At 69.9% G+C, this 10408-nt stretch carries 10 protein-coding genes; 3 read left to right on the top strand and 7 right to left on the bottom strand.

Translation table 11 applies throughout. The features are described 5' to 3' along the window. Positions 1-151: 151 nt before the first annotated feature. From Q0066_RS09835 to Q0066_RS09825, 3 genes are all read right to left on the bottom strand, one after another. Positions 152-907 (bottom strand): PIG-L family deacetylase, encoded by a 756-nt coding sequence (locus tag Q0066_RS09835; protein ID WP_298132444.1) that lies wholly within the window; start codon positions 905-907, stop codon positions 152-154. After that, positions 904-2370 carry a glycosyltransferase gene (locus tag Q0066_RS09830; RefSeq protein WP_298132443.1) on the bottom strand — a complete coding sequence of 489 codons (1467 nt, stop codon included), beginning with the start codon at positions 2368-2370 and terminating at the stop codon, positions 904-906. The genes Q0066_RS09835 and Q0066_RS09830 overlap by 4 nt, the downstream gene beginning before the upstream one ends. A 68-nt stretch (positions 2371-2438) precedes the next feature. Next, positions 2439-3029: a TetR/AcrR family transcriptional regulator gene (locus tag Q0066_RS09825; RefSeq protein ID WP_298132442.1), complete on the bottom strand. Its 591-nt coding sequence runs from the start codon at positions 3027-3029 to the stop codon at positions 2439-2441. Positions 3030-3095: 66 nt separating this feature from the next. Here Q0066_RS09825 and Q0066_RS09820 point away from each other — a divergent pair, with 66 nt between their 5' ends. Continuing rightward, entirely contained in the window at positions 3096-4520 is a 1425-nt protein-coding gene (locus Q0066_RS09820) for an MDR family MFS transporter (protein WP_298132441.1), read from the top strand. Here Q0066_RS09820 and pdxT read toward each other — a convergent pair. From pdxT to Q0066_RS09805, 3 genes are all read right to left on the bottom strand, one after another. Then, positions 4501-5055 carry a pyridoxal 5'-phosphate synthase glutaminase subunit PdxT gene (pdxT, locus tag Q0066_RS09815; protein WP_298132446.1) on the bottom strand — a complete coding sequence of 185 codons (555 nt, stop codon included), beginning with the start codon at positions 5053-5055 and terminating at the stop codon, positions 4501-4503. The genes Q0066_RS09820 and pdxT overlap by 20 nt on opposite strands. Before the next feature lie 89 nt (positions 5056-5144). Further along, positions 5145-6041 (bottom strand): pyridoxal 5'-phosphate synthase lyase subunit PdxS, encoded by an 897-nt coding sequence (pdxS, locus tag Q0066_RS09810; protein WP_298132439.1) that lies wholly within the window; start codon positions 6039-6041, stop codon positions 5145-5147. Positions 6042-6163: 122 nt separating this feature from the next. Next, positions 6164-6475, bottom strand: a complete 312-nt coding sequence (locus Q0066_RS09805) for a hypothetical protein (protein ID WP_298132437.1) — start codon at positions 6473-6475, stop codon at positions 6164-6166. Between the two features lie 117 nt (positions 6476-6592). On the opposite strand from Q0066_RS09805, the gene Q0066_RS09800 reads away from it, so the two are divergent. Then, entirely contained in the window at positions 6593-7012 is a 420-nt protein-coding gene (locus Q0066_RS09800) for an HIT family protein (protein ID WP_298132435.1), read from the top strand. Here the strand turns inward: Q0066_RS09800 and Q0066_RS09795 are convergent. After that, on the bottom strand, positions 7005-8726 hold the full coding sequence (locus Q0066_RS09795) for a glycerol-3-phosphate dehydrogenase/oxidase (protein WP_298132433.1): 1722 nt from the start codon (positions 8724-8726) through the stop codon (positions 7005-7007). The two genes, Q0066_RS09800 and Q0066_RS09795, sit on opposite strands and share 8 nt — an antisense overlap. 214 nt (positions 8727-8940) lie before the next feature. Between Q0066_RS09795 and Q0066_RS09790 the strand changes: the two genes are divergently transcribed. After that, positions 8941-10408 (top strand): sodium/proton-translocating pyrophosphatase (locus Q0066_RS09790; protein ID WP_298132431.1); only part of this gene is annotated, 1468 nt, incomplete at its 3' end.

The following is a 10408-nucleotide window of genomic DNA, read 5'->3' as shown; positions in this document are numbered from 1 at the left end:
GAGATCCCGGATCAAGTCCGGGATGACGAAGGGACCAGTGCAGCGCCGCGAGGGGTCGACAAGGTCGACCGACGGTGGCGGGGCAGAAGCTCGACCAACGGGGTTGTACGGAGTCTCAGCAGCTCGGCCAGGGGTGGCGGCAGGGTGTTGCTCAGGCTCTGCGGATGCCGGTGCGTAACTGGAGCGGCTCGCGCTGGCCGCCGGAGTGGATGGCGTCGCGGCCGTCCACGGTGAACTGGGACGCGTGGGCGTGTAGGGCCGGCAACAGCTGTGGCAAATAGTCCGAACGGTCGAACCAGGTGACGTCGGTGGAATCGGGCGGGGTGCCGTCCCGGGGGATCGAGATCACCTCGGCGAAACCGATGCCGGCAAGGTCAGCCGCAGCCTTCGCGACGTGATGCATGTGGACGTGGTCGGGGTGGCCGTAGCCTCCGTCGGCTTCATAGCTGACTACCAAGTCGGTACGCCCCGACGTCAAGAACGCCGCCAGGTCAGCTGCTGCTTCGGCCACGCTTGCCGAGGTGAAGGCGTCCGGACCGGCGTCCTCGCCCGGGCCGGCGACGGTCGGAGTCACCCAGCGCATGCCCGAATCGACGTAGCGTCGCGGCGACAAGCCGGACGCCCGGGCCGGCGGCTCGCCCAAGAAGAACGGTCCCTCGGCACCCAGTGCCGCCAAAGCTGCCGTCAGCTCAGCCTCACGGTGGGCGTCCAGCTCGGGGCTTCCGGCCGGGGGTGCGCCCGAACCGGCGACCACCTCGCCGCGCTCACCGCGGGTCGCCGTCACCACCGACACCTCGAGACCAGCCTCGGTCAGGTGCTGAATCAGCGCACCGGTCGCCAACGTCTCGTCATCGGGATGCGCATGGGCGAAGACCACTCGGCTGACACCTTCGAACGGGCCGCTCATCGCAGCGCCCGGTAGTGCAGCTCGAGCAGTCGCGCCGTCCAACCCCAGTCGAACCGACGAGCATGGATCTGCGCCACCACGCCCATCCTGGCCAGCCGCTGCGGCTTGGCCAGCAGTCGGGTGATGGCGGTGCCCCAGTCCTCGGGTTGCCGCGAGTCCATCAGCTGTCCGGTCTCGCCGTGCACCACGGCCTCACGCAATCCGCCGGCCGCGGACGCGATCACCGGCGTCCCGCACGACTCGGCCTCCAGCGCGATCAGGCCGAAGGTCTCCGAGTGCGACGGCACCAGCACGATCCGGGCGCCGCGCATCAGTTCGGCGAGCTTCTCCCGCGGCTGCGGACCGATGAAGTGGACGGCGCCGCTCAGCCCGTGCGCCTCGACCAGGGCATACAGGTCGGCCTGGTAGGCGGCGAAGTCAGCCGAGACATCACCGGCGATCAGCAGATCGGGCCGCAACTCGGCCGGCACCTCGGCGAGTGCGCCGATCGCCAGGTCAGGCCCCTTCAGCGGCTGCAGGCGAGCGGCGTAGAGCAGGTAGCCGTGAGGGTTGGTGGAGGGGGCCGACGGAGGGGTCTCGACAAGCTCGACCAGCGGCGGTCCGGCGGGCTGGGCGGGCGCGGCAGAGGTCTCGACAAGCTCGACCAGCGGCGGCCCGGCGGGCTGGGCGGGCGCGGCAGGGGACTCGACAAGCTCGACCAGCGGCGGCCCGGCGGGCTGGGCGGGCGCGGCTGGGGTCTCGACAAGCTCGACCAGCGGGGCTGGGGTCTCGACAGGCTCGACCAGCGGTGGTCCGGCAGGCTGCGTGGGTGAGGGATGGGTCTCGACAAGCTCGACCAACGGAGGCGAACCCGGGTGGAAGATGCTCCGATCAACTCCGGGTGGCACGATCACCACCCGATCCGGGTCGGCGCCGCAGCGCTCCACCACGGTGCGGGCCTCGGCGGCGCTGATCGCGATCACGGCGTCCGATTCGGTGGCGACCAGCCGTTCGCCCGGCACCCGGGCCGGCGACTCGGGCGGCTCGCCCTCCGACAGCGCCGAGCCGGGCAGCGCGGCCACCGAATGGAAGCTCTGCACATGCGGGACGCCCCACGCGCGGGCCACCGGCAGCGCGGCCACGCCCGACATCCAGTGGTGCGAGTGCAGCACGTCGTAGCCCCCGCCCAACGCTGCCAGCCCGGCCGAGAATTCCTCGATGTGGGCGTCGATCAGGCTCTTCGCGAGTCGTTCGGGCGGCCCGGCCGGCAAGTGCAGCAACCGGACGCCGTCCGACAGTTCGACCAGGTCAGGTTGGCCGGGGTCGCTGCGGCGGGTGATCAGGTCCACCCGGTGCCCGAGTTGGGCCAGTCCGAGCGCCTGGTGGTGCTCGACGACGTTCATTCCGCCGGCATCACCGGAACCCGGTAGGTCGGCGGGCGAGGTGTGCATCGACACGAAGGCGATGCGGAGCGGATCCGGCATCTGCTCAGAGTATCGATCAGTGCGCGACCTATCGATCGGGCACCACTAGGGCCGTCGATCGGGCACCACTAGGGCCGCACCAATGGCAGGAACACCTCGTCGACGATGGCGGTGATCTCGTCCTCGGGTAGCGGCTTGAGGGTCATCAGGAACTCCTGGCGGACCAGGTCGACCGCGACCGTGCGCACCCGGGGGGTGAGCCGCGCGGGATCGATCTCACCGCGTCCGACGGCGCGATCGATGACCTCGGCGAGCGCGTCGTGGTGCCGCTCGCCCAGGACGATCCGCCGGACGTCGGCGAGCGTGCGGCCCGACTCCTGGAAGTGCGCGGCGATCAGCACGCTCATCATCGGCACGAGCGGACTGCGTGCGGCGTTGAAGCGGCGCAGCAGTTCGATCATGTCGCCGCGCAAACTCCCGGTGTCGGGTGCGGCCACCGGATCCTGTTGCAGGGCGAAGCCGAGGACCGCCTCTGCCAACGCCTCACGGTCGGGCCAGCGCCGGTAGATCACCGAGCGACTGGTGCCGGCGCGCTCAGCGACGGCGTCGATGGTGAAGGCCCCGTAGCCACGCTCGGCGAGTTGTTCCCAACCGGCCGCCAGGATGGCTTGCTCCAGGGCTCTCCCGCGACGTCGGCAGACACCGTCCTCAAGATCCATTTGTGTATCTTACCGCCGCGACGTACTCTCCATATTAGATACGACAATGTCTCTTAAGGAGTCGGCATGGCTCAGTCATCGACCGCTATCACCGCCCCGGCGGTCCCGCGCAACGCCATCGTCACCGCGATCGTGCTGTTGGTCGGTGGGCTGGCGGTCATCTTCGACAGCACGATCATGAGCATCGCCCTGAAAACGCTCGCCGTCGATCTGGCGGTCCCGGTCAGCACCATCCAGTGGGTCACCACCGGTTACCTGCTGGCGCTCGGCGTCGCCATTCCGGTGGTCGGCTGGGCGCAGGCGCGGTTGGGCGGCAAGCGGCTCTGGATGATCGCGCTGACCATCTTCGGCATCGCCTCGATCGCCTGCAGCCTGGCCTGGGACGCGCCGAGCCTGATCGCCTTCCGCGTGGTTCAGGGCATCGGGGGCGGGCTGATGATGCCGCTGATGGCGACCCTGGCGATCCAGCAGGTGCCCGGTGGCGTCGCCCTCGGACGGTTGATGGCGATGATCAGCCTGCCCGCCGCGCTCGGACCGATCCTGGGACCGACCATCGGCGGGCTGATCCTGAACTATCTCGACTGGCGCTGGATCTTCTGGGTCAACGTGCCGTTCTGCCTGGTCGGCCTGGCGCTGGCCTGGCGGCTGATTCCCTCCGACCCGCCGCGCGGCAAACCGATGCTGGACTGGGTCGGCGTGCTGCTGGTGTCACCGGCCCTCGTCGGCATGCTCTACGGCCTGTCCAATGTCAGCCAGGACGGCGGCTTCACCCGGCTGGACGTCTGGGCCCCGGTGGTAGGTGGGGCCATGCTGCTGGTGGCGTTCCTGATCACCCAGCTGCGGCGGCCCGAGGCTGCCCTGGTCGACGTGAGTCTGCTGCGTCGGCGCTCGGTCGCCTCATCCACGGCGGTGCTGTTCCTGTCCGGTGCGTCGCTGTACGGCGCGATGCTGCTGCTGCCGCTGTTCTTCCAGGTCGTCCGCGGCGCGGACGCCCTGACCGCGGCGTTGCTGCTTATTCCGCAGGGTGTCGGGGCCCTGTTGAGCCGTTCCCTGGCCGGCAAGCTCACCGACGCGGTCGGGGCGCGGGTGGTGGCGATCGGCGGATTCGTCGTGATGGGGCTCGGCACCATCCCGTTCGCCATGGCCGGCGCCGACACCGGCCAGTGGTGGCTGATGGCCGTGCTGCTGGTGCGGGGTTTCGGCATGGGTGCGGTGATGATCCCGGTGATGTCGGTGGGCTTCGTCGGCCTGGAACGCGACGAGGTGCCGCATGCCAGCATCATCACCCGGCTCGCTCAGCAGTTGGGCGGCGCCTTCGGAACCGCCGTCCTCGCGGTCATCCTGGAGGGCGCGGTGAACGGCGCGGACGGCGTCGCCGCCATCGCCCAGGGATTCGGCACCGCCTTCTGGTGGGCCGTCGGGTTCACGGTGGTGGCGATCGGGGTGTGTTTCGCACTGCCGGCGAAACCGGTCACCTCGCCGGTGGATTGACCCGTACCGAGACCGCGTCGGCGAGCAACTGCCGATGGAAGACCGGCTCGCCGGTCAGCTCCGGATGGAACGAGACTCCGGTCATCGCCCCCTGCCGGACGGCGACCACCTGGCTGTCGCGCCTGGCCAGCACCTCGACGCCCGGACCCACCCGGGTGACGATCGGGGCTCGGATGAACGCCACCCGAACCGGGCCGAGGGTGCTGTCCAGTTCGGTCTCGGCGGAATCGACCTGCGAACCGAGCGCGTTGCGGCGCACCGTGACGTCCAGGACGCCCAGCGACTGTTGCCCGGGCGCCCGGTCGTCCACCTCGCGGGCCAACAGCACCAGCCCCGCGCAGGTCCCCAGCGCCGGCAGTCCCGCTGCGATCGCCGTCCGCAGCGGTTCGAACAGGCCGAACATCCGCAGCAGCTTGTCGATCGTGGACGACTCGCCGCCCGGCAACAGCACCGCGTCCACCCGGACGCCGTCCGACCCGACCAGGTCGTCGCCGCTGCGCAGCGGCACCACCCGTGCGCCGAGCGACTCCAGCATCAGTCGATGCTCCCGGACGCCGCCCTGCAGGGCGACCAGTCCGACCGTCGGCCCACCCGATCCGGGCGAGCCAGAGCCGGAAGGGAGAGTCACCAGCCCCGCTCGGCCAGCCGGTGCGGCGCCGGGACGTCGGCCACCGAGATGCCGACCATCGCCTCGCCCAGCCCACGGGACGCCTCAGTGATCACCGCGGCGTCGTCGAACCGGGCAGTCGCCTTGACGATCGCGGCCGCACGGGCGGCCGGGTTGCCTGACTTGAAGATGCCCGAGCCGACGAACACGCCGTCCGCGCCGAGTTGCATCATCAGCGCAGCGTCGGCCGGTGTCGCCACGCCACCGGCGGTGAACAGCACCACCGGGAGGGCACCGGTCTCGGCCACCTCGCGGACCAGGTCGAGCGGCGCCTGCAGTTCCTTGGCCGCCACGTACAGCTCGTCGGGCGACGACTTCGCCAGCGCGCTCAGCTCGGCGATCTGCCGCCGGATGGTGCGGATGTGCTTGGTCGCCTCGGACACGTCACCGGTGCCGGCCTCACCCTTGGACCGGATCATCGCCGCACCCTCGGCGATCCGCCGCAGCGCTTCGCCGAGATTGGTGGCGCCGCAGACGAACGGCACCGTGAAGGCGTGCTTGTCGATGTGGTGGCTGTAGTCGGCGGGGGAGAGCACCTCGGACTCGTCGATGTAGTCGACCTTCAGGTACTCCAGCACCTGGGCCTCGACGAAATGCCCGATCCGGGCCTTCGCCATCACCGGAATCGAGACCGCGTCGATGATGCCCGCGATCAGGTCGGGGTCGCTCATCCGCGCCACACCGCCCTGCGCCCGAATGTCGGCCGGCACCCGCTCCAGCGCCATCACCGCGACCGCCCCGGCATCCTCGGCGATCCGCGCCTGTTCGGGAGTGACGACGTCCATGATGACGCCGCCTTTGAGCATGTCAGCCAGGCCCCGCTTGACCAGGGGTGAACCGATCACTGTCGTCATGGGGGCAATGGTGACGATCGAGTTACGCGGTGCTCTCGCCGTCTGAGGGGCGAGACCGTCGACCGGGCCAGGTCAGATGTGCCGCTGGACGGCGTCCCGAACGCTCACTGGGTCCCGAGCGCCTAGCGGGTCCCGTCCGGCAACTCCGTCAGATCGCCGTCCGCCTCCCAGGCCACCGCCCGTCCCACCTCGAGGCCGAGTTCCGGTTCGTCGCCGATCAGGGTCAGCCGGGTCTGCCAGCGGGGCAGAGTCTCGTCCGACAACCGGGTCGAGGCGGCCAGCCGCAGCAGCGGCCGCCCGCGGTAGGTGAGCGTGAGGTGATCGCCGTCGTCGGTCACCGTCCAAGGTTGCCCTTGGCGTACGGCCGCCACCGAAGCGCCCAGGTCTGTGGCCGTGAGCGCGCGCGTACTAACGATCAGCAGATCGCGCGTCATGCAATTCTCCCGTTTTGCCTTCGGATGACCCGAAGTAGTTCCCCTTCGGGCATTCTGCCAAGTCATCGGGTCTTCTGGGAAGCGCGGCTCACCCACAGCAGCGGGCACAATGACCCGATGAGCGACCGTGACATCGCCTGCGCGATCATCGAGGGACGGCTGGACGCCGAAGTGGTGCTGCGCACCGACGAGGTGATCGCCTTCCTCGACCACCGCCCGGTGTTCAAGGGGCACGTGCTGGTCTGCCCCATCCGGCATGTCGACACGCTGCTCGACCTGCCCGACGAGTTGGTGCTGCCGCTGATCACCGCCTGCCGCAGGATCGCCGCCGCCATGGGGCCGGCGTTGGGCGCGCAGGGCAGCTTCGTGGCGATCAACAACGTGGTCAGCCAATCGGTGCCGCACCTGCACGTCCACGTCGTGCCCCGGTCCAAGGGCGACGGCCTGCGCGGCTTCTTCTGGCCCCGGACGAAGTACGCCGCGGACGAACAGGCCGCCTACGCGACGCTGCTGCGCGAGGCGCTCCAGGTCAGCTGACGGCGTCCACGACCTCCGGTGCCGCCGATCGTGCCTGGGCCGCCGACGCGTCGTCGGGCTGGTTGGCTGCATCCCGCTCCGCCTCGACGCGCGCCGTGTAGGCGGCGATCTCGGCGTCGCGCCGGGCGTCGTCCCAGCCGAGCTTCTCGGCGGCCAGCGCCGCGATCTCCGGCAGCGCCGCCAGCCCGGAGTCGGCGATCTCGTAGGTCAACCGGGTGCGGTTGACCAGCAGATCCTCCAGGTGCAGCGCGCCCTCGTGGGTGCAGCCGTAGGCGAACTCTGCCCGCAGGTAGTCCGGGGCGTGCTCGACCGGCTTCGCCAGATCCTCCTGTTCGCGGCACTGCGCGATCAGGGTGTTGATCTCGCTGCCGTAGCGGTTCAGCAGGTGGGTCACCCGGGTGGCGTCCCAGCCGAACTCGCGGCCCAGCGTGTCGGCCTGCGCCGACAACGCCGAGTAGCCGGCGGCGCCCATCAGCGGCGTCTTCTTGGTCTGCGACGGGCGGGCCTTCGCCTGCGCCTCGCCCAGCGCGAAGTCGACCGCGTCCTCGGCCATCACCCGGTAGGTGGTCAGCTTGCCGCCGGCGATGGTGACCAGGCCGGGGGCCGCCTCGGTGACGGTGTGCTCGCGCGACACCTTGGTGGACGCCGTCCCGTCACCCTTGGTGGCCGGCTGCAGCAGCGGCCGCAGCCCGGCCCAGGTGCCGATCACGTCGTCGCGGGTGATCGGCTTCTGCAGCACCACATTGGCGTGGTCGATCACGTAGTCGATATCGGCCTGCGAGGCGACGGGGTGGACGTAGTCCTGCTCGTAGGGGGTGTCGGTGGTGCCGATCACCCAGTAGCGCTCCCAAGGAATGATGAACAGCACCGACTTCTCGGTCTGCAGAATGAAGCCCACCTCACCGTTCAGGCGCTCCTTCGGCACCACGATGTGAATGCCCTTCGAGGCCAGCACCTTCAACCCGCCCTGCGCCTCGGCCAGGTCCTGAGTGGCCTCGGTCCACACGCCCGCGGCGGCGATCACGTGCTTGGCCTTGATGGTGAAGTCCTCGCCGCTCTCCAGGTCGGTGACCTCGGCGCCACTGACCCGTCCGTCGGTCTTGACGAAATCGGTGACCCGGACGCGGTTCGCGGCCAGCGCGCCGTACTCGACGGCGGTGCGCACCAGGGTGAGGGTGAGCCGGGCGTCGTCGACGCGGCCGTCCCAGTACTGGATCGCGCCGACCATCACGTCGGGCCGGACGTCGGGGAACAGCTTCTGCACGCCGGCGAGGGTGTGGTGCCGGTGGAAGGGGGAGGTGGCCTTGGCGCCCAACCGAGCCATCACGTCGTACAACGTGATGCCAGCCGCGACGTAGGGCCGCTCGATGTACTTCTTGGTCAGCGGATACAGGAACGACACCGGCTTGCCCAGGTGCGGCGCAAGGGTCGCGAGCAGCAGTTCACGTTCGTGCAGCGCCTCGTTGACCAGCTTGAAATCGAGGGCCTGCAGGTAGCGCAGGCCGCCGTGCAGCAGCTTGCTGGAGCGCGACGACGTGCCGCTGGCCCAGTCCTGGCCCTCGACGATGCCCACCCGCAAACCGCGGGTGACCGCGTCCAGGGCGATGCCGGCACCGGTGACGCCGCCGCCGACCACCAAGACATCCAACTCCTCGGTCGCCATCCGGCTCAGCGCGGCGGCGCGGGAGGCTGGGTTCATAGCGGTGGCAGACATGGACGACTCCTCGGGATCGGCACTGCGGACAGTCGCGATCCAACCGGACCCCTGCCAATTTCGCAAGCTCTCCGTTCAGATAATCACTCGCCGTCGCGACTCGCCGGTTTGGCTGTCGCGGGCGTCCGTTGACCCGTAGACTCCCCGGAACTTCCCGCGCAGGGAAGCCGATGGACGACACCCCGTCTCCGGCCGTCGGTCGAGGAGGAATTGCATGCTCGAGTTGGGCGCCACGAGCCTGGCCATTGTCTGGACAATCGCCGGGATCGCGGCAATCAGCCTGCTCTACGCCGTCTGGCTGCGCCGCAAGGTGCTCGCAGAGGACGAAGGCACCACCCGGATGCAAGAGATCGCGCGCGCCGTCCAAGAGGGTGCCGCGGCCTACCTGAGCCGGCAGTTCCGCACCCTCGGCATTTTCGCGATCATCGCATTCGGGCTGCTCTTCCTGCTGCCCGGCGACACGCCGGTACGGATCGGTCGCTCGGTGTTCTTCCTGGTCGGAGCCGGTTTCTCGGCGGCCATCGGGTATCTCGGCATGTGGCTGGCGGTGCGCGCCAACGTCCGGGTCGCCGCCGCGGCGATGCGCGACAACGGCCGCATCGAGGGCGCCAAGATCGCCTTCCGCACCGGCGGCGTGGTCGGCATGAGCGTGGTCGGCCTCGGCCTGCTCGGCGCCGCCGCCGTAGTGCTGCTGTATCGCGAGCAGGCGCCGTCGGTGCTCGAGGGCTTCGGCTTCGGTGCCGCGCTGCTGGCGATGTTCATGCGGGTCGGCGGAGGCATCTTCACCAAGGCCGCGGACGTCGGCGCCGACCTGGTCGGCAAGGTCGAGCAGTCCATTCCCGAGGACGACCCGCGCAACGCCGCCACCATCGCCGACAACGTCGGTGACAACGTGGGCGACTGCGCCGGCATGGCCGCCGACCTGTTCGAGTCGTACGCGGTGACCCTGGTCGCCGCGCTGATCCTGGGCAAGGCCGCCTTCGGTGAGCAGGGCCTGGTGTTCCCCCTGCTGGTGCCGGCGATCGGTGCGCTGACCGCGGTGCTGGGCATCGCGATCACCCGCATCCGCGGTGACGAGTCGGGCCTCACCGCGATCAACCGCGGCTTCTACACCTCGGCCGCCGCCGGCGCGGTGCTGGCCGCGGTGGCCGCCTTCGTCTACCTGCCGGGCAGCTTCGCCGACCTGCCGGCCGTGCCCGAAGCCGTCCGCTCGCTGTCGGGCGACCCGCGGGTGATGGCGGCGGCCTCGGTGGCGATCGGCATCGTGCTGGCCGGCGTCATCCTGTGGCTCACCGGCTACTTCACCGGCACCGACTCCAGCCCCACCATCCACGTCGCCCGCACCTCGCTGACCGGCCCGGCGACCGTGGTGCTGGCCGGCATCGGCGTCGGTTTCGAGTCGGCCGTCTACACCGCCGGCATCATCGCCGCCGCGATCTGCGGCGTCTTCCTGATCTCGGGCGGCTCGATCATCCTGTCGCTGTTCATGATCGCGCTGGCCGGCTGTGGCCTGCTCACCACCGTCGGCGTGATCGTCGCCATGGACACCTTCGGCCCGGTCTCCGACAACGCCCAGGGCATCGCCGTGATGAGCAAGGACGTCGACGAGAACGGCGAGGCGATCCTCACCGCGCTGGACGCCGACGGCAACACCACCAAGGCGATCACCAAGGGCATCGCGA

The organism is Micropruina sp. (assembly GCF_027492755.1).
Taxonomy (GTDB): Bacteria; Actinomycetota; Actinomycetes; order Propionibacteriales; family Propionibacteriaceae; genus Micropruina.
Note: the sequence above shows the minus strand (reverse complement) of the source record. Positions and strands in the feature narration are given on the sequence as shown.

What these genes read in the sequence shown, in the direction of transcription:
- Q0066_RS09835 (WP_298132444.1), bottom strand. Translation starts at nt 907, where the DNA reads ATGAGCGGCCCGTTCGAAGGTGTCAGCCGAGTGGTCTTCGCCCATGCG.
- Q0066_RS09830 (WP_298132443.1), bottom strand. Translation starts at nt 2,370, where the DNA reads ATGCCGGATCCGCTCCGCATCGCCTTCGTGTCGATGCACACCTCGCCC.
- Q0066_RS09825 (WP_298132442.1), bottom strand. Translation starts at nt 3,029, where the DNA reads ATGGATCTTGAGGACGGTGTCTGCCGACGTCGCGGGAGAGCCCTGGAG.
- Q0066_RS09820 (WP_298132441.1), top strand. Translation starts at nt 3,096, where the DNA reads ATGGCTCAGTCATCGACCGCTATCACCGCCCCGGCGGTCCCGCGCAAC.
- pdxT (WP_298132446.1), bottom strand. Translation starts at nt 5,055, where the DNA reads ATGCTGGAGTCGCTCGGCGCACGGGTGGTGCCGCTGCGCAGCGGCGAC.
- pdxS (WP_298132439.1), bottom strand. Translation starts at nt 6,041, where the DNA reads ATGACGACAGTGATCGGTTCACCCCTGGTCAAGCGGGGCCTGGCTGAC.
- Q0066_RS09805 (WP_298132437.1), bottom strand. Translation starts at nt 6,475, where the DNA reads ATGACGCGCGATCTGCTGATCGTTAGTACGCGCGCGCTCACGGCCACA.
- Q0066_RS09800 (WP_298132435.1), top strand. Translation starts at nt 6,593, where the DNA reads ATGAGCGACCGTGACATCGCCTGCGCGATCATCGAGGGACGGCTGGAC.
- Q0066_RS09795 (WP_298132433.1), bottom strand. Translation starts at nt 8,726, where the DNA reads ATGTCTGCCACCGCTATGAACCCAGCCTCCCGCGCCGCCGCGCTGAGC.